This window comes from Bacillota bacterium (genome assembly GCA_012727955.1).
Taxonomy (GTDB): Bacteria; Bacillota; Limnochordia; order DTU087; family JAAYGB01; genus JAAYGB01.
The window spans coordinates 1-19,805 of the sequence record JAAYGB010000024.1 but is presented as its reverse complement, the minus strand read 5'-3'; the positions used below and the strand labels follow the sequence as shown (position 1 = coordinate 19,805).

General features: G+C 53.9%; 17 protein-coding genes. 1 reads left to right on the top strand and 16 read right to left on the bottom strand.

Translation table 11 applies throughout. The features are described 5' to 3' along the window. Positions 1-40: 40 nt before the first annotated feature. From GX030_05340 to whiA, 16 genes are all read right to left on the bottom strand, one after another. Entirely contained in the window at positions 41-1,489 is a 1,449-nt protein-coding gene (locus GX030_05340) for a tetratricopeptide repeat protein (GenBank protein NLV91806.1), read from the bottom strand. A gap of 80 nt (positions 1,490-1,569) precedes the next feature. Next, on the bottom strand, positions 1,570-3,111 hold the full coding sequence (gene hemZ, locus GX030_05335) for a coproporphyrinogen dehydrogenase HemZ (protein NLV91805.1): 1,542 nt from the start codon (positions 3,109-3,111) through the stop codon (positions 1,570-1,572). Then, complete coding sequence (locus GX030_05330) at positions 3,104-3,661, bottom strand: MBL fold metallo-hydrolase (GenBank protein NLV91804.1); 558 nt, start codon at positions 3,659-3,661, stop codon at positions 3,104-3,106. The genes hemZ and GX030_05330 overlap by 8 nt, the downstream gene beginning before the upstream one ends. 123 nt (positions 3,662-3,784) lie before the next feature. After that, positions 3,785-4,234 carry a D-tyrosyl-tRNA(Tyr) deacylase gene (locus GX030_05325; protein NLV91803.1) on the bottom strand — a complete coding sequence of 150 codons (450 nt, stop codon included), beginning with the start codon at positions 4,232-4,234 and terminating at the stop codon, positions 3,785-3,787. 18 nt (positions 4,235-4,252) lie between these two features. Then, positions 4,253-6,388, bottom strand: a complete 2,136-nt coding sequence (locus GX030_05320; protein NLV91802.1) for a bifunctional (p)ppGpp synthetase/guanosine-3',5'-bis(diphosphate) 3'-pyrophosphohydrolase — start codon at positions 6,386-6,388, stop codon at positions 4,253-4,255. Positions 6,389-6,528: 140 nt separating this feature from the next. After that, positions 6,529-7,047, bottom strand: a complete 519-nt coding sequence (locus GX030_05315) for an adenine phosphoribosyltransferase (protein ID NLV91801.1) — start codon at positions 7,045-7,047, stop codon at positions 6,529-6,531. A gap of 45 nt (positions 7,048-7,092) precedes the next feature. Further along, a complete protein-coding gene (gene recJ, locus GX030_05310) occupies positions 7,093-9,744 on the bottom strand; it encodes a single-stranded-DNA-specific exonuclease RecJ (GenBank protein ID NLV91800.1) in 2,652 nt (883 codons plus the stop codon). A 133-nt stretch (positions 9,745-9,877) separates the two neighbouring features. Then, a complete protein-coding gene (locus GX030_05305) occupies positions 9,878-10,360 on the bottom strand; it encodes a DUF456 domain-containing protein (GenBank protein NLV91799.1) in 483 nt (160 codons plus the stop codon). Positions 10,361-10,464: 104 nt separating this feature from the next. Then, positions 10,465-10,683, bottom strand: coding sequence for a preprotein translocase subunit SecG (secG, locus tag GX030_05300; GenBank protein NLV91798.1), 219 nt, complete (start codon positions 10,681-10,683; stop codon positions 10,465-10,467). An 83-nt stretch (positions 10,684-10,766) separates the two neighbouring features. Then, positions 10,767-12,050, bottom strand: a complete 1,284-nt coding sequence (eno, locus tag GX030_05295; GenBank protein NLV91797.1) for a phosphopyruvate hydratase — start codon at positions 12,048-12,050, stop codon at positions 10,767-10,769. Positions 12,051-12,114: 64 nt separating this feature from the next. Continuing rightward, positions 12,115-13,629, bottom strand: a complete 1,515-nt coding sequence (locus tag GX030_05290; protein ID NLV91796.1) for a 2,3-bisphosphoglycerate-independent phosphoglycerate mutase — start codon at positions 13,627-13,629, stop codon at positions 12,115-12,117. Positions 13,630-13,670: 41 nt separating this feature from the next. Next, positions 13,671-14,438 carry a triose-phosphate isomerase gene (locus tag GX030_05285; GenBank protein NLV91795.1) on the bottom strand — a complete coding sequence of 256 codons (768 nt, stop codon included), beginning with the start codon at positions 14,436-14,438 and terminating at the stop codon, positions 13,671-13,673. A 78-nt stretch (positions 14,439-14,516) separates the two neighbouring features. Continuing rightward, entirely contained in the window at positions 14,517-15,704 is a 1,188-nt protein-coding gene (locus GX030_05280; protein ID NLV91794.1) for a phosphoglycerate kinase, read from the bottom strand. 103 nt (positions 15,705-15,807) lie between these two features. Then, entirely contained in the window at positions 15,808-16,812 is a 1,005-nt protein-coding gene (gene gap, locus GX030_05275) for a type I glyceraldehyde-3-phosphate dehydrogenase (protein NLV91793.1), read from the bottom strand. A gap of 96 nt (positions 16,813-16,908) precedes the next feature. Further along, positions 16,909-17,931 (bottom strand): hypothetical protein, encoded by a 1,023-nt coding sequence (locus GX030_05270; GenBank protein ID NLV91792.1) that lies wholly within the window; start codon positions 17,929-17,931, stop codon positions 16,909-16,911. A gap of 150 nt (positions 17,932-18,081) precedes the next feature. Then, complete coding sequence (gene whiA, locus GX030_05265; GenBank protein NLV91791.1) at positions 18,082-19,020, bottom strand: DNA-binding protein WhiA; 939 nt, start codon at positions 19,018-19,020, stop codon at positions 18,082-18,084. 215 nt (positions 19,021-19,235) lie between these two features. Between whiA and GX030_05260 the strand changes: the two genes are divergently transcribed. Next, a partial coding sequence (locus tag GX030_05260) for a PHP domain-containing protein (GenBank protein ID NLV91790.1) occupies positions 19,236-19,805 on the top strand: 570 nt, incomplete at its 3' end.

The window sequence follows — 19,805 nt, the reverse complement described above, 5'->3', positions numbered from 1 at the left end:
CACCACTCTTGGATAACTCTGGGTTAGACGAACCAAATGCTTACTCCTGGGAAGTCTCTACCTCAGCGGACTCATCTTCTGCTTCAGTGGAATCTTCCTCGACACTTGCCTGGCTCATCTCAGCATACATCCTTTGAATTTCAGCCAATTTTTCCTCTTCCACGGCAACAAGGTCCTGCCTACCCATGGCAGTATAGGCGTTGAGCAACTGCAGATGGATCATGAAATCCTCTGGAGCCAGCTCGGAAGCCTTGGAGTAAGCGGTAACCGCCTCTTCCTCCCGCTCCAGAACTCGATACTTGTCGCCCAGTTGCAGGTATAGCTCAGGATCCGACTCGGTCTTTTCAACAGCGATTTTCAGCTGCTCCAGGGCATCCTCTGTACGGCCCAATCTGTCGTACACAGAAGCTAAACTGCTGTACAGATAGGGATCATCGGGATAAAAGGCTGTAGCTTCCTGGTAGGCCTCAGCAGCTTCTTCGTAGTTACCCAGCCGCAGCGCCTCATAACCCCTCATTCGGGGATCCCGCACTTCGATCTCAGCCTTCTCCACTACTTCGGCATACCATGCGTTGAATTCGTCGCTCTGTTTTCTCTCTCTAATCTCCTCGCGGAGTTCCGCCTCAGCCGCGGCAAACTCTTCGCCTTCCGCGGTCTTGCGCTCAAAAACCTTAATAATATGGTATCCGTATTGGGATCTAACGGGTTCACTGATTTCGCCGATGGCTAGAGCAAAGGCGGCTTCACTAAACTCCGGTACCATATCGCCCCGCTTGAACCACCCCAAATCACCGCCCTCTTGGGCGCTGCCATCCTGGGACACTTCCTTGGCCACCTCGGCAAAATCCTCGCCCGTTCTCAGGCGCTCCAATACCTCTTCGGCCTCGGCCAAGGCCGCATTCCAGGCTTCATCGTCAGAACCATCGGGCCGAATCAGAATATGGGATGCTTTCACTTCCTCATACTCAGTCTTAACCTCATCGAGGGTAACGGTGACGTTAGCGGTCACCTGATTGCGCAGCTCTTCAATCTTCAAACTCTCTGTGATCGCTTCCCGGATATCAGCCTCGGTCAAATTGCTGGCTGCCAGCTGCTCGGCAAAGGCCGAAGCGCCGCCGTACTCCTCTTTCAGCGCCTGCAGCTGCGCATCAATCTCGGCCTTCGAGGGTTTAATCTTCCGGGCATTAGCTTCCTGCAGCAAGAGCTCATGGCCAATTAGCTGCTGAAGTGCATAGTACTGTACGAACTCCGCCTGATCCGCGGTCACCGGCATACCAGCGGCCTGTTGACTTTGCACCAGCTGCCAATAGGTGTTATACCACGGGATATACCCAATCTCTTTACCATTAACCGATGCCACCGCAGCATCCATCAGTGGATTTCCCCGCCACAATGCGGAGCCGCCAACGTACAATAAACCTAGTACGAAGGTAATAGCAATTGCCCAGACGATTCCCTTAAATCGCTTTCTCATTGTTCGAAAGACCATATTATCCGCACCCCTCGTTTGATATACGATAATACCGGGAAAAATACTAGTTTAATTGTAGAATAAAGTAGACAGCCATGTCAACAATTGAGGCCCTCTTTGCACCATTTGGTTAAGGCTGCTTTCTTTTCCTCCAGTAGTTTTCCGAGATTCTGAGCATAGGTTGCGGAACACTTGGGATTGATCACCCGAACAACGGTCTCATCGGGATAGACGAATTTCGTGATTCCGCCACCCCCTAACGCGATAATACTTTGGCGTTCCTCCATCATAAAGACGTTGTATCCCGACTCGGTACCGGGTTTGGCGTATCCGATATTCTCCAGATCACCCACGGTGTAGCGCTGCCGATATAGATAGTAGGGTAATAATCCTTGCGCCAAGGCGTACTCCTTGGTTAGTTCAGCCATTATTTCCATTTCCTCTGGGGTGGGATAGGCCAGCTCTTCGGCTTGGTGCCGCCAAGTGGCGGCTCGTTTTACCGCCAAGGTGTGAACGGTGAGATTTTCCGGATTTAGCTCCCGGATTTTCGCCAGAGTATCGGTCACATCCTCGGGTTTTTCACCAGGAAGCCCAAGGATCAAATCAGCGTTGATCGTCTCAAATCCAGCGTCCCGAGCCAGGGCAAAGGCAGAAATCACCTGCTCAACGGTGTGACGCCGCCCCACGGCATCCAAGGTTCGCTGCTGCATCGATTGCGGATTGATACTGAGTCGATTCACTGCATATTTTCGCATCACCTGCAGCTTCTCGGCGGTGATGGTATCAGCCCTTCCTGCCTCAACGGTGAATTCTCTGAATTGGGGGTGGGGTAAGCAGCTTCGCATCCGCTCAAGGAGAAGCTCCAACTGATCGGCAGTTAGAATCGTCGGGGTCCCTCCTCCGATATACCAGGTATCGGCCTGAATCCCCAAAGACGTCAACCAATGGCCAAGAGATTCCACCTCCTGCAAAAGCGCAGCAAAGAATCCCTCAACCAAATGCCCATGGGTGCCCAAGGGATAGGCAGCAAAGGAGCAATAATGACAGCGAGTGGGACAAAAGGGAATGCCCACGTAGATTGACACCCGACGACGACTTTCCGGGGTAAAAAACCGGCGCTGGCTGTGAACCACCTGCATCAACAGCTCAATTTTATCGAACCTCATCCGGTAGACGTCCCGAAGCAGTTCCTCAATCCTTGCCTCCGACAAGCCTTGGTCAAGATAGCGATGCACCATCTTGGTGGGACGAACTCCCACCAGAATCCCCCAAGGGGGCTCCTCCACACCAAATCCCGCGGTTAAGAGCTGCTGAACCATCCCCTTAACTCGTTCCTGCCGGCGCTGTTCCCACTGCCAAGGAGCATAATTGCCCTGACCGATCTCCCGATCACAGTCCGACAATTCGATAAGGTCACCTTGACGCAGAATTCGCCCTGTAATGTTCAGTCCGGCTCCATCGGTCTTGACCTCAATGGATATTCCAGCATCGCCCTCAGCCGTCCCAGCGCCGCCATCGGTATGGATCTCGGCCCGGGGAAAGACACTGAGAATTCCTTGGATTCCCGTCTGCTGTAGCTGCGGAGGGTTGACTTCGAGGAAAATCTTGGGCTTATAAGCCAGCATACGAGCATCAGGCATCTTCCCAGCCTCCAACGCCAATCCCCTGCAGTGCCTGAGCCAAGGTACATCCCGGACCATGTCCGGGCAGCACCTGCAAATTTCCTGGCAGCTGCGCCAAGCGGTGCAGAGAGTTGTACAATTGCGCACCGGAGCCTCCCGGAAGGTCGGTGCGGCCATACCCTCCACAAAAGAGGATATCCCCACTAAACAGGTAACCGTGGCCGAGGCAGCAGATACTGCCGGGACTGTGCCCTGGGGTGGCTAAAATTTGAAAGTCCAACGAGCCACAGCTTATCCTGTCGCCCTCCTCCAAGACTCGATCCGCCGGCGGCGCCGAGATAGCTTGACCAATGAAGGCTTGAGACAAGTTGGCAACGGGGTCGGTAATAATAGGGCTATCGGCTCGATGCACCATTACCTTTGCGCCAGGCCACAACTCTTTGCACAGACCTGCGCCGGCAATGTGATCAAAGTGGCCATGGGTGAGCAAAATCGCCTCCAAGGTGATACCCTCTTCCAAGAGCCCTTCCAATCGCTCGGTAAGATCCGCGGCCGGGTCAATCACCATCGCCACCTGCTCTTCTCTATCCACTACCAAATAACTATTGGCATCAAGCAACGCTGCCTGATGTCGCAGAATCTCCAAACCTGACACCCACTTTCCCCACAGAACTAACCCGATGCCATGCCCTTAGAATTCCTTGCTGCTGTCCAGGAGCAAGGTTACCGGTCCGTCGTTAACCAGCCCCACTTTCATATCGGCCCCAAAGACACCGGTACCTACCTTCAGCCCGCTGGCACGTAGGTCCGCGGCTACCCTTTCATACAAAGCTTCCGCCAGCTCCGCCTTCGCGGCGGCAGTGAAGCTGGGCCGTCGCCCCCGACGACAATCACCATATAAAGTAAACTGCGAGACTAAGAGGATCTCGCCTCCGATATCCTTAACGGACAAGTTTAGCTTCCCCTGGGAATCGGGGAAAACCCGCAGGTTAATCAGCTTGTCCACAATGTAAGATGCATCCTCATCGGTGTCCGTTGCCGAAACTCCCAACAGGACTAGCAATCCCCGCTGAATCCGGGATATCTCCCTTTCTTCAACCACAACCTGAGCCTCTGCCACCCGCTGGACTACCGCCCGCATCTAACTCCCCCTTCTGCCTTAGTTCAGCCTGGCTCGCTGGACCCCCAATACCCCATCGACCTGACGCAGTTTCCGAATGAGGTCATGCAGGCGATCTAGGTCAGAGATATTCACCGTCAAGCTGATATTGGCCAACCGATCCCGAGAGGTCCTGGCGTTAACCGCACCAACACTGGCCTTGTTCTCATTCACGGTATTGACAATGTTCGCTAGGATGTTTCTGCGATCTATGGCTTCGATCTCGATACCCACCGGGTAGTTCTGGGTCTCATCGGCATTCCACTCAACCTCGATGGCCCGCTCCGCCGGTAGGCTCTTGACGTTGGGACAATCGATGCGATGCACTGAGACTCCTCGACCTCGGGTGATGTATCCGATAATCTGGTCACCGGGAACGGGGCGACAACACTTAGACATCCGCACCAGGAGATTGTCCATCCCCCTTACCCGAACGCCGGGACCATACCGGGTTCGCTTCGGTGGAGCCGGGGCCACCTCCTTGCGATCGCTGGGATCATCCACCCCAATGATTTTGTGGAGCACTTGTCTAGGAAGAATCTTCCCAAAGCCCACGGCAGCCAACAAGTCATCGGCTTCGGCGTATCCGTACCGGTGAGCAACATCCTGCAGCACCTGTTCCTTGAAGACCGCGGCCATCTCCACCCCAGCTTTGCGTACTTCCCGTTCCAGCATCGTTCGGCCCTTGGCCACATTCTCCTCCTGTTGCTGGCCTCGGAAGTAACTGCGGAGCTTACTGCGAGCCTTAGACGTCTGCACAAACTTGAGCCAGTCGGGACTGACCGAGGGAGTCTTAGCCGTTAAGATCTCCACAATATCTCCGTTCTTCAGCTCATAGTCCAAGGGAACGATTCTACCGTTTACCTTGGCTCCTGTGCACCGCAAACCAATGTCGGTATGAACGCTAAAGGCAAAATCCACGGGCGTAGATCCAGCGGCCAGATTCTTAACGTCTCCCTTCGGGGTAAAGACAAATACCTCATCCTCGAAGAGATCGATCTTCAAAGCCGCCATGAATTCTTCGGGCTCCTTCATCTCCCGAAGCCACTCCATCACCTGACGCAACCACGCGACCTTTTCCTCGAATTCCTGAGTCCGCTTCGGATACCCTTCCTTGTACAACCAGTGAGCGGCAATTCCCATTTCCGCGGTGCGATGCATTTCCCAGGTACGAATCTGCACCTCAAAGGGGTCGCCTTTGGGACCGATTACCGTAGTGTGCAGGGATTGATACATGTTGGACTTTGGCATGGCTATATAGTCCTTAAAGCGACCGGGCACCGGTTTCCACATGGTGTGAACAATCCCCAGAACTCCGTAGCAATCCTTGATTGAATCTACAATCACCCGAACCGCCAACAGGTCATAGATCTCCTCAAACTGCTTACCCTGAGACTGCATCTTTTGGTAGATGCTGTAAAAGTGCTTCGGTCTGCCGGTAATCTCAGCGGCGATCCCCATTTCCCGAAGGCGCTTCTGGAGTTGTTCCTTCACTTGTTCGATATCGGTTTCCCGCTCTTGCCTTTCCTTGGCTACCAGCTGGCGCAGCTGATAGTAGGCCTCCGGCTCCAGATGCCGCAGCGCCAAATCCTCCATTTCCCACTTGAGGGCCCAAATACCCAGCCGGTGGGCCAAGGGGCTGTAGATTTCCAGAGTCTCCTCGGCAATCCGTCGTTGTCGCTCCGGCGATAGATACCGCAAGGTGCGCATATTGTGCAACCGGTCGGCTAACTTGATCATCACCACTCGTAGATCCTCCGCCATAGCCAGAAACATTTTTCTCAGGTTCTGGGCTTGGCTTTCTTCCCGGGTCTCGAAGGACATATTGGTCAGTTTGGTTACTCCCTCAACCAACAGGGCAATCTCATCACCGAACTCCTCAACAATGGTCTGGAGGGTGACGTCGGTGTCCTCCACTACATCGTGTAACAAACCGGCACAAATGGTGACGGTGTCCATCTCCAGATCCGCCAAGATCATCGCCACTTCTCGGGGGTGTTGAAAAAAGGGCTCCCCCGAGTCTCGACGCTGCCCAGCATGGGCCCTACTTGCCGTATGATAGGCCCGCTCGATTAACTCAATATCGGCACCGGGGTTATAGGCCATCACCTTATTAATTAACTGTTGTAGACTCATATCGCAGATCACCACCTTTCCCGTGGAATTCTTGGTAAATGCTATCTCGTACAACGAAACCCGTCACAGGCGACGGGTTCCCACAACTATAGATGATTCGCGATTAGTGCATTTGCCCAAAACCCTTGAAATGGGGCATTTTACTGATCATATTTGACCAATGCACACACATCATAATCCGCTAACTTCTCTCGACCCTTGAGATATTCTAGCTCAATCAAGAATAGGAAGCCAGCGATCTCACAGCCCAACTCTTCGACTAGGCTCGCGGCAGCGCTGATGGTGCCACCGGTTGCCAATAAGTCATCGACAATAATAATCTTCTGGCCAGGTTTAATCGCATCCCGGTGGATTTCCAGGGCATCGGTCCCGAACTCCAAATCATACTCGCCCCTGAAAACCTCTCCCGGAAGCTTGCCAGGCTTACGAATCAAGGTAAATCCCAATCCCAGTTCATAGGCCAAGGGAGCCCCAAAGAGGAACCCACGAGACTCAACGCCAACGATTTGGTCAATATCTTTGGTACGACAGTACTCCGCCATTTGCTGAATGGTATAGCGAAACGCCTCAGGATCCGCCAGCAAAGTGGTAATGTCCTTGAAACTAACGCCTTTGTGAGGAAATCCTTCAATCACCCTGATTTTGCTCTTAAGGTCCATAAGTAAACTTCCTTTGCCGATAAATTCTCAAACCCCAGCAGTCTCCTAGACCGCTTCCGCTAGTTTCGCCAGCATTTGCCGCAAAAGCGACATTGGGCGCTGCGAGGCTGACTCAATCCACTTCTCCATTCTTTCCCTACTCTGAACGACATTATTATACCGTACCGAAAGTTCCAAGTCTAGTCTGTTCTTGGGCGCTTCCCCTAGCACCAAGCCAGTTTCAGAGAACTGGCACAGTCCCAGTTCGACAAAAACCTCCAGGGCCCTAAGCAAACCCTGACGAGTAAGCCTGAGCCGAGGTCCGATGTCCAGAAAAAGCTCCTCAAGGGGTTCTGCAACGCCGACGGTACAAAGGCGGTATAACTCTACATAGATGCGGCGCAACTGATCAGCATCGGGCCAAGACCACGCCAATAGCTGTCGAGCCTGAGTCGAATCCATCTCATCAAATAGCAGATGAACAGCACCTTGCCTAGACTGGCATTGCTGAGCCAGGTGCCAGAGGTAATAGGGACTAGGGGGAAGGTGGTAAACCAGCAGATCCGGATGTGGCCCCAATAGGGATGAAGGCAGCTGGTCAGCGTCGGTGACAATCACCCGCCACGGCAATTCCTGATGATAGCACAGGCATTCATCCTGCAAACTTTGCTCCATCTGGTGGCTGTAGACGGTGATCCCACCAGACAAACCGGGAAAGGCGGCAGCAATATTGTCGGCCAAAGCGCAGGCAAAGCCTACCCGATTCACCCAGATCACCAAGGGATTGGCGCTGGCGCCGATCACATCCCGGAGATAGTCGCCCTTGTTCTCGCCTCTGCCATCCAGCCATCGACAATCAGACAAGGCCGGTGCCGGCGTGCCTTCCCCTTCCAACAACCCAAAGGCCTCCACATGGTCATAGGCGGTACTTTCCGGCAACCCCTGAAACCGATCCGAGATCCGACTCAAGAGACTCGCCCGCAAGTACTCCTGGGCAATCTTAATATCCTTGATCTTGGGCTGAAGGCTGCGCTCACCGTTAAATTCATTAATGTCTGGACAATAAGCGATATCCACGTGGGATAGATGGAGTAAGTCCTCCTTCATGGCCCCGAAACCGAAGGCAATCCCCTGCCGAATTCCCGTCTCCGGGGCAAAATACAACTGCAGATGCCGGTGTTCTTTACCTACGGCCCGCACTTCCCGCAAGGGCACACCTCGGCTGGTCAAAACCGGGGGTGGATTATCGGGACCGAAGGGCGCAAAAAGATTCAGTTCCTCCACCAGACGAAAGCTCAGGTCTGACAGCGCCACCTCCGCCTCAGCCAGCAGTCTGGGAATCAGGTCCTCTGGGGTCAGCCACTGATCCGCTACCTGGTTAATCCGTTGGCGCAGCTCCGTTAGCTTGTCCTGCCGCAAGGAAATCCCCGCAGCCATGGTATGCCCGCCATACCCCACCAGCACCTCGTGACATTCCTTGAGTGCAGCAAAAAGATCGAAGCCATCGATACTGCGAGCTGAGCCTTTGCCGATGCCATCCTCTAGGGCAACGACAATAACCGGACGATAGTAGCGTTCCACTAGCCTTGAGGCAACTATTCCTATCACTCCGTGGTGCCAGCCCTCCTTGGCCACCACCAACACCTTATCGGTGAGATAGCTTTTCGATTCTTCTACCAAGGCGATGGCCTCTTGCAGGATCTCTGCCTCTAGGCTGCGCCGACTGGCATTGTACTCGTCCAATGTCTCGGCGATTTCCTTGGCCCGAGCGTAGTCGGCAGTGGTGAGCATCTCCACTACCTTGCCAGCATCGTCCATCCGCCCCATGGCATTGATGCGGGGGGCAAGTCCAAAACTAACGGTAGTTGCCGACAGGGTCTCGGGTGTGACCCGAGCAACCTCCATCAGTGCCTGAATTCCCAGATTAGCGCTCGCCGCCATCCGCTCCAGGCCATACTTGATAATAGCTCGATTTTCCCCATGGACAGAGGCCACATCGGCAATGGTGCCCAGTGCCACCAGATCCAGCCACTCGGTTCCCACCTCATCCCAACGGTCCGGGGCACCGCCCACGGTGTGGAGCAGGGCCTGGGCTAATTTGAAGGCCACGCCAACGCCCGCCAGATGGGGAAAGGGATACCGACAATCACTGCGATGGGGGTCGATCACCGCTTCAGCCGCCGGCAATTCCCGGCCCGGTTGATGGTGATCCGTCACCACCACTTGCATTCCCAACCGCTGAGCAAGAGCGACTTCCTCCACGGCAGTCACGCCGCAGTCCACGGTGATCAACAGCTTGCTGCCCCGCTGTGCCAGGTCGTAGATCGCCGCCTCATTTAAACCATAGCCCTCATCAATCCGATGGGGAATATAATAATCGACGTGGGAAACACCCAGTCGCCGAAAGACATTGATGAGCAAAGCCGCACTAGATGTGCCATCAACGTCATAATCGCCGTAAATGGTGATTGGCAGTCCAGCCTCCATGGCGGCGACGATGGTTGCTACCGCCCGGTCCATGTCCGCTAACCCATAGGGGGAGTGTAACTGAGACAGAGATGGATAGAGAAACTCCTGCGCGGCTTTGGGGGTAGTAATTCCTCGATTTAGCAGCAGCTGAGCTGTGATGGGACTAATGCCAACTGCCTGTGCCAGAACGCGAGCCCGTTCCGGGTCATTAGGTTGAATCATCCACCGGGTCTCGGCCAGTGCAGTCACGAAAAAACCTCCTCGTACAGACAAAGAAACCGCCCTTGGGGCGGCTTTTCACACCTTAGTCAGCATTTCGGCATTGGCAAAGCAAAGTCCTGCAGTCCAGTCTTGCAAGCTACGATCTACAAGATAGGCAGCCTTAGAATATGGCTCGCAGCAAGAGAATCAGGATCCACGTTGCCACCAACCACTCCATCATCACTTCAACTAACATGCTGCCGGCCACGGCCAGGGCAGAGAGTATCCCCCTCTGCAGTCCAGCTCCCACCACCAGTGCCCTAGCTAACACCACCAAGATCGGAGCAGCGAGAAGACCTATGGGACCCATGACCATACTCCCTAAAATTGAAGCAATAAAGATTCCCCAAGCCGGTACCTCCACCTGTCCGAATCTTCTGGCCAGTCTTGCTCCCAATAGGTACCCGACAAAGTAGTTGACCAAGGTCAACAATCCCGCCAGCAGTAGAGTACCGGTACCAATTACCGCAAAATCCGTGACAATCCCATATCCAATCAATGCCGCCAAGGACAGCGGCAGACCCGGTAGGGCCGGCAGAATCGAGCCCAACCATCCCACCACTGCCAGCAGCAGACACAGGATTTCCCATCCCGATAGGTCCATTGCCTCACTCTCGCTTTCTAGCCCACCCTTCTTGGCGGTCTACGGTGGATACGATGATAAAGAAAAGCCGGCTCCTGGTCCGAGCCGGCTGTCATGTACCTTAGTTAGATGATCAGCAATATGATAGTCAGAAGAAGAAACAGCACAGCCAACGTTGTTGTTGCTTTTTCCAACGTTGCTTCCAATCGAGTGGGTTTGTCAAAAAACATCTGTGCTCCACCACCGATTGATCCCAGTCCTTCTCCCTTACTTTCCTGTAAGACTATCGCTACGATCAATCCTAGCGACACGATGAGTTGCAAAACCATGAGCACTGTTTCCATGCAGACACCCCCTCTCCTGATTGGGGCCGTACTTGTTTTCTTACCAACCTATTGTATCACGAAAGGGGTCATGCCTACAACTACTACTTGCGGTTATAGAAGGCAGCCATACCAGGATATTGGGCCATTTCCTCCAAACCGTCCTCGATCCGCAGCAGTTGGTTGTACTTAGCTACGCGGTCGGTACGGGAAGGAGCACCGGTCTTGATCTGGCCGGCATTGGTGGCAACGGCAATATCCGCGATGGTGGTGTCCTCGGTCTCACCGGAGCGATGGGAAATAACAGCAGTGTAGCCTGCCCGCTTTGCCATCTCAATGGCGTCGAGGGTCTCCGTCAAGGTACCAATCTGGTTAACCTTAATCAAGATGGAGTTGGCAACACCCATCTCAATACCCCGGCTCAGCCGCTTGGTATTGGTGACAAACAAGTCGTCTCCCACCAACTGCACCCGATCGCCGAGTCTTTCGGTAAGCTTCTTCCAGCCATCCCACTCATCTTCGCTGAGGGGGTCTTCAATGGAAAGAATCGGGTACTTGTTGACCAGGTTCTCGTAGAACTCGATCATCTGGTCGGTATCCCGAACCACGCCTTCACCTTTGAAGTGGTACTTGCCATCGGCAAAGAGCTCAGTGGAAGCTACGTCCAAAGCGATGCCAACCTCTTCACCGGGCTTGTATCCTGCCTTCTCGATGGCCTCAAGGATGACCTCAATGGCCTGCTCATTGGAGCTGAGGTTAGGAGCAAAGCCACCCTCATCACCCACAGCAGTATTGAGACCCTTAGCACTCAGAACGGCCTTGAGACTGTGAAATACCTCGGCACCCATCCGCAAGGCGGAAGCAAAGTCCTTGGCACCTACGGGCATGATCATGAACTCCTGGATGTCAACGTTGTTGTCGGCATGCTCGCCACCGTTGAGGATGTTCATCATCGGTACCGGTAGGGTCTTAGAGTTGACGCCGCCTAGATACTGATACAGCTCCAGGCCACAGCTTTGGGCCGCTGCCTTAGCCACCGCCAGGGAGACACCCAAAATCGCGTTGGCACCGAGCTTACCCTTGTTCTCAGTACCATCGATCTCGATCATAGTCTTGTCCACCAGGACCTGATCCAAAGCACTGAGGCCTACGAGTTCTGGGGCCAGCACTTCATTGACATTCTCAACGGCCTGCAGGACACCCTTGCCGAGATAGCGGTTCTTGTCGCCATCCCGCAATTCCACTGCCTCAAAGGCACCGGTGGATGCACCGGAGGGCACAATGGCTCGACCAAAGGAGCCATCCATCAGGACAACTTCTACCTCAACGGTAGGATTGCCACGGGAGTCGAGAACTTCACGGGCGTATACGCTTTCAATTAGGGACATATCCCTCACCTCGCTATATGTAATGAGTATTACCCGAAGATATTTACCCCGGGTAATACTATGACTAACGAACTAGCAACGACTTTCCAGTCATTTCCTCAGGCTGCTCCAGTTCCAGCAAATCCAGTACCGTCGGAGCCAGATCGGCTAAGATTCCGTCTTGCAAAGAGACATCTTCCAGATCCGAGATCAACACCACTGGAACCAAATTGGAGGTATGGGCCGTGTGGGGCTCACCGGTCTCGTAGTCCACCATCTGCTCAGCGTTACCATGATCGGCAGTCAGGAGGACGTATCCACCGATCTCCTGCATCGCCTCCACTACTTTGCCAACGCCAGCGTCGACGGCCTCCACGGCGGCAACCGCGGCAGGAATACTGCCGGTATGGCCCACCATATCACAGTTGGCGAAGTTGAGTACAATCAAGTCAAATTCCCGACTGCGAATCAATTCTACCGCCGCATCGGCCACCTCAGGAGCACTCATCTCTGGCTGCAAATCATAGGTGGCAACCTTGGGTGACGGGATTAGTTTCCGTACCTCACCTGGAAATTCCTTCTCCTCACCACCGCTGAAAAAGAAGGTGACGTGGGCGTACTTTTCCGTTTCAGCGATTCTCAGCTGCTTCATCTGGTTATTGGCCACGACTTCCCCCAAAGTATTCCGCAAATCCTGGGGCGGATAGGCAAAGGGAGCCTTAATGGTCTCATCGTAGCGGGTCATCCCCACAAAGGTGACCTCGGGATGCTCCGGGGGTCGGGTAAATCCAGCGAACTCTTCATCGACAAAGGCTCTGGTAATTTGCCGAGCCCGGTCGGCACGGAAGTTGAAGAAGAGAACGGAATCCCCATCCTTAATGGGTCCCACGGGATTACCCTGCTCATCGACGACGACGGTGGGAATTACAAATTCGTCGGTCTCATCAGCCCCATAGGCTGTAGTCACCGCTTCCACTCCGGAGGTAGCCCGACGACCTTCACCTAGTACCAGGGCACGATAGGCCTTTTCCGTCCGCTCCCAGCGCTTATCCCGATCCATGGCATAGTACCGACCGCTAACGGTGGCTATTTGCCCGATCCCAATCTCATCGATCTTGGCCTGCAGTTCCTCGATATACTCCTTGGCACTGCTGGGCGGCACGTCTCGCCCATCCAAAAAGGCATGGACGTAAACTTCCTTGACACCGTTGGCCTTCGCCATCTCCAGGAGAGCGTACAGGTGCTCACTGTGGCTGTGAACCCCGCCGGGAGACACCAGACCCATCAGGTGTAAGGCGCTGCCTCGATCCCTAGCCGCCTCCATGGCGTGTAACAACCATTGGTTGGTTTCGAACTCGCCGTCCCTGATAGACTTGCTGATCCGAGCCACATCTTGATAAACAATTCGCCCGGCACCGATATTCAAGTGCCCCACATTGGAGTCACCCATCTGCCCAGCCATCAGCCCCACGGCTTCCCCTGAGGCTTGCAAGGTAGCCCGAGGATATTGGGCAAATATGCGATCCAGATTAGGCTTATTGGCTAGCTTTGTAGCATCACCCTCATCCCGGGGATTGAGTCCAAAGCCATCGAGGATCATTAAACAAACTGGATGCTTTGCTTTCACCTGCTTAACCCCCTTTAGGGAGTCTGATCAGTTACGAAATTAACGATACGCGCAAAACTGTCAGCCTCTAAACTTGCTCCTCCAACTAGTGCGCCGTCAATATCAGACTGTCCCATTAATTCATCAACATTCCCTGGTTTGACACTACCACCATATTGAATTCGAATCTCATCGGCTACCTTCTCATCGTACAATTCTGCGACAACTTGGCGAATTAACGCAATGGTTTCATTAGCCTGTTGAGAGGTTGCTGTCTGACCAGTCCCTATTGCCCAGATGGGTTCATAAGCAATGATCACAGCCGCGGCATTCTTTGCATCCACGCCGGCAAAGGCGCCCTTGACCTGGGTGGTGACTACCTCTTCCGTCTGACCGCTTTGCCGTTGCTCCAGACTCTCACCAACACAGACAATGGGGATCAAACCATGGCTTTGAGCGGCCTTCAGCTTCTTATTCACCGTCTCATCGGTTTCCCCAAAATACTGCCGCCGTTCCGAGTGACCGATGATGACATATTTCACTCCCAAGGCGGTGAGCATTCCCGGAGAGACTTCACCGGTGTATGCCCCTTCCTCTTCCCAGAACACGTCCTGGGCCCCCACGGCAATGTTGCTGCCCTCGGTTGCTCGCACCAAGTCAGCCAAGGCCGTAAAGGGTGCACAGATAACTACCTCTCTATCCTTAACCTTGTCCACCAAGGGTTTAAGCTCATTTACCGTCTCCACAGCCTCTTCGGCTGTCTTGTACATCTTCCAGTTGCCGGCAATTACCGGAACCCGCATGCGAACACCCCTTTGGATCGCCCCGAAGGAGCACCTTCGATTAGGCTATGAACTATGATTGTACAATAAATCTATCAGCTATTTGTCGTTCAAAGCAGCGACTCCAGGTAGCTCCTTCCCTTCCAGGAACTCCATGGACGCTCCACCACCGGTGGAAACATGGCTCATCTTATCGGACAAACCGGCCTGCTCCACGGCAGCAGCAGAGTCTCCACCGCCGATAATAGTAATGGCATCGCTCTCGGCCAACACCGACGCCAATCCAGTGGTTCCCTTGGCAAAGGCCGGCATTTCAAATACACCCATGGGACCGTTCCAGACCACGGTTGCCGCTTTGGCGACGGCCTCCTTAAACAACTCCAGGGTCTTGGGCCCGATGTCTAGACCCTGCCAGCCAGCAGGAATCTCATCCGCGGCCACTACCTTATGCTCAGCATCCGCGGCAAACTCGGAGGCAACGGTGATATCCACAGGCAAGAGGAACTCTACACCCTTGGCCTGGGCCTTGTCCATCATCTCTTTGGCCAGTTCGATCCGCTCTTCATCCAACAGCGAATCGCCAACCTCATAGCCCTTGGCCTTCAGGAAGGTGTAGGCCATCCCACCACCGACAATGAGAGTGTCTACCTTATCGATCAGGTTATTGATCAGCCCAATCTTGTCAGAGACCTTAGCTCCTCCCAAAATAGCCACAAAGGGACGCTTCGGGTTATCCAAGGCGCCACCCAAGAACTCGATTTCCTTCTGCATCAGATAGCCGGCAACCGCGGTATCGATATACCGAGTTACACCTTCGGTAGAGGCATGGGCTCTGTGGGCAGCTCCAAAGGCGTCGTTAACATACACGTCAGCCAGCTCTGCCAAGGCCTTGGCAAACTCCGGATCATTCTTCTCTTCACCGGGATGGAACCGGACATTTTCCAGGAGCAAGACATCGCCATCTTCCATGGCTGCTACCGCTTGCTTCACCTCATCGCCGATGCAATCATCGGTCTTCTTTACCTCACGACCCAACAATTCCGACAAGCGTTTGGCGACGGGATCAAGGCGCATCTCGTCTACTACCTTGCCCTTAGGACGTCCAAAGTGGGAAACCAGAATTACCCTGCCACCCTTGTCAGACAAAGCCTTGATGGTTGGCAAGGCAGCGCGAATCCGCTTGTCATCAGTGATTTCCCGCTGGTCGTTAACAGGAACGTTGAAGTCAACACGGACCAGTACCCTTTTACCCTGAACGGAGATATCATCGATGGTCTTTTTATTCATCGCATCCACCACCTATATTTCAAGAAGTCACATATAGCTGTACACAGCAACCCCCGTCACCAAAGCTTTGGAGACAGGGGTGCTCGAATTACCGTTTGACCTATTAAGCCTTGCTGGCCATGTACTCTACCAGGTCTACGACTCGGCAGGAATAACCCCACTCGTTATCATACCAGGAGACAACCTTGACCATGTCGTCGGCCATCACAGTGGTTAGACTGGCATCGACAATCGAGGAGCGGGAATCGCCCTTGAAGTCCATGGACACCAGCTCCTTGGGCTCATAGCCGAGGATACCCTTGAGTTCGCCTTCAGCAGCCTCGCGCAAGGCATTGTTGACCTCTTCGGCGGTAACGGACTTGCTCAGTTTTACCGTCAAGTCGACTACCGAAACGTCGGGAGTGGGAACCCGCATGGCAAAGCCATCGAGCTTACCCTTCAACTGAGGCAGTACCAAAGCCACGGCAGCAGCAGCACCGGTAGTGGTGGGAATAATGCTCATTGCAGCGGCCCGAGCTCTGCGGAGATCCTTATGGGGCAAGTCCAAGATATTCTGGTCATTGGTATAGGCGTGAACGGTGGTCATCAGACCGTGCTCAATCCCGAAGACCTTATCCAATACATAAGCCACCGGTGCTAGACAGTTGGTGGTACAGGAAGCATTGGACACAACGTGGTGGTTAGCGGGATCGTATTGATCCTCGTTGACACCCATGACAATGGTAATGTCTTCGTTCTTGGCGGGAGCAGTGATGACAACCTTCTTGGCGCCACCCTCGATGTGAGCCATGGCAGATTCCTTGGTCCGGAAAACACCAGTGGACTCAACAACGTACTCTACACCAAGGTCTCCCCAACCAATGTTCTTGGGATCACGCTCAGCGCTAACCCGAATCCGCTTGTCGCCAACGACGATGTAATCACCGTCGACCTCGACTTCCTCCGGGAAGGTCCCATGTACAGAGTCATACTTCAGCAGGTGAGCCAAGGTCTTTGCATCGGTCAGGTCGTTGATGGCAACGATGTCAATATTGGGGTTGCCAAAAGCGTACCGGAACACTAGGCGGCCGATTCGACCAAACCCATTGATACCAACTTTGATTGCCACGTAAATCTCCTCCTTAGGGTAATGTTCCAAGTGTAGTTATCTCCTCAAAACTTGAGGAAAAACATTCTCAATCCTGATCTTCACCGGGCCAGTGGTTTATTCAACCAGATCCAGCATCTGCCTGGCAGCGCCCTCATCGGTGATCCAAACCCTTTGATAGCGATTGGACATTACAGCCAACGCCGCCTCCGCCTTTGATTTGCCTCCGCCTACGGCAATCACCACATCGACATGGTCCAGGTCTTCCATCCTCATTCCCAGACTGGAGGTTGCGTAAACAATGCGCCCATGACGATCGAAATAGTAGCCGAAGGCTTCTCCCACCGCGCCCAGTTCTTTTAGACGTTGAATCTCCTCCGACGACATTCCCCGCCGCCGGGCCATTTCCTCGGCGGTGCCGATACCATGGACAACGATATCGGCTCCCTTGATTAGGGCCAACAACTCGGCAATTTTCGGCTCTGACGCCAGGGACTGCAGAGCCTCGGCACCAATGTCGTCGGGAACATGCAGCAGGCGGTAGCGAGCCCCCAGATGCTGGGCCAGTCCCGCGGCCACGGTATTAGCTTGCTTTTCTACTTCCTCCCCTAGTCCTCCCCTGGTGGGTACCACGGTAATATCAAAGCGTCGTGGCACCGGGGGAAAACTCCGGGACACCTCTGCCAAGGTGGTACCACCGGTTACCGCCAAAACAAGGCCATCCCTTAAAACACCAATCAGATATTTAGCGGTAACTTTTGCCATTTCCTGCTTGACGGAACTATCAATGTCAGAATCTCCCGGAACGATAATCACCGTATCCAGTTGCAGCCGCTGGGCAAGACGTTGCTCTAGCTCAAAAAGGCCCCGCAAGTGCCTCACCGGCTCCTCCAATTCTTCCAGAATCCGGCGGCCATCCTCAGTGATCCGCATCCCGGTGGACCTGGTCGCCACCAGTCCCTGCTCAATTAAGATCTCCACTTCGTTGCGGACCATTCTTTCCGACATCTGTACCTGCGTTGCCAAGCTCCTGCGTCCAATGGGCTGAGCAAAACCAATTGCCCGGAGGATAGCATAGCGCCTTTCCAACAACTCATCGATTTCCGGTAGGATTTTTCGCAATGTATTTACCCGGTCCATACCAGCACCAACCTCATGTGTAACTGGGCGGAGCGCTGGCCAAAAAATGTCCCGCAAGCACACATTCCGTCCCACTCATGGCAAAAAAATTCAGTCCTTTCGATATTTCTAGGCCTTTCCAGGTAACTCCTGCCATTAAATTAGTTAAAATCATGTATCTAAACCCTCGGCTCCCTTAGTGTTGGTAAGCTCCTTGGCCAGTTTCTCGATCCTGCGCATCCGATGATTCACCGCGGATTTGCTAATCGGCGGATCTAACAGGGTTCCCAACTCCTTGAGACTGGCGTAGGGATAGTCCAAGCGCAGCCGCGCCACACCCTGAAGGGACTTGGGCAGTTTGCTCAGCCCAATGGTATCTGCCAATACCTTAATCGCTCGGATCTGCTCCATGGCCGCCTTCACCGTCTTATCCATGTTCGCGGTTTCACAATTTACTCGGCGATTAACCTGATTGCGCAGTTCCTTCCAAACTCGGATATTTTCCAGGGTCAGAAGGGCATTGTTGGCTCCAGCCATATTCAGGAAGTGGACGATTTGCTCGCCCTCTTTCACGTAAACCACCGGCACACCCTTTCTGTGGGACACGCGAAAGTCTACGTTACAGGCCTTAGCCGCCTGAACCAGCATCTCTGCCTGACCCTGTCGCTGACAAACCATCTCCAGATGGTAGTTTTTCTCCGGGTTAGTAATGGAGCCACAGGCAAGGAAGCTACCCCGCAGGAACGCTGCCATTTCCGAAGGACCCCCAGCTGTGATCACTTCAGCTAAGGCTTCCTCACTGGCCGGGAGAAAATCCAAGAGCCTGTCGTATCCCGGTTGCCGCTCTACCGCAACAATATAGGTGCGACCCTGTTGCAGGCGAATCTTGTTGCGCACCATAATGGTGACCGTCAAATCCACCAGCTTCTTGACCATGGTATAGGCTTTGCGAGCGATGGCCGCGCTGCCAACGGCGATGCTGAATCCATCTTCGATTTGCCCATTGTCCCCAGCGTAATATATAATCCCACATAGTTCACAGATCAGACCCTGGATACTCGGTGGAAAAACACGGGACAACTCCGCCTTGGCATTTTGAGAAAAGGACATTTCATCCCCACCCTAGATATATTACTCATCAAGAACTTGCTTTTGCCAGCTGACGCCTTGGAGCATTTCGGTGAAAAGGAAATGACAGGCTAAGTATTGGGGCTACCGTCGCCTACCCATGACTTCCTGTCGCCGGGGCCAGTTTCCTGCCACTATCCTGCCCCAAAGCAACTCTGTCCTATGATCCACCCAGTGACTAAGGAGGACCAACCACGATGCGCATCGCAGCAGATTATCACACCCATACCATCCACAGCCATGGCACCGGCACTGTCCTGGACAACCTCAAGGCTGCCGCGGCTAAGGGCCTAAAGGAAGTGGCCATCAGCGACCATGGTCCGGCCAACCTCTTTGGCATCGGCACAAAAGGAATCGATACCTTCCGACAGATCCGGGCTGAAATGGAGGCCGCCGCCCAGCTGGTTCCCAACGTCCGAGGGTTGCTGGGCGTTGAGGCCAACATCCTCAGCGTTGATGGTCGCCTTGACATCTCCGAAGAAGACCTGGAAATCTTCGATGTGGTTCAAGCGGGATTGCATATTCTGGTTAATCCCGGTTCCCTAAGGGACGGACTGCAGCTGACCCTGCCCAATGTCGTCGGTCGCTACTTCAAACGCACCAAAGTCGCGATGCGGGACAGGAACACCCAGGCAGTAATTGCCGCCCTGCACCGTTATCCCATCGATATCCTCACCCATCCTGGCCTGCGGGTGGATATCGATACCAAGGCCATCGCCTATCATTGTGCCCAACGGGGAACCCTGATGGTAATCAACTCCAGTCAC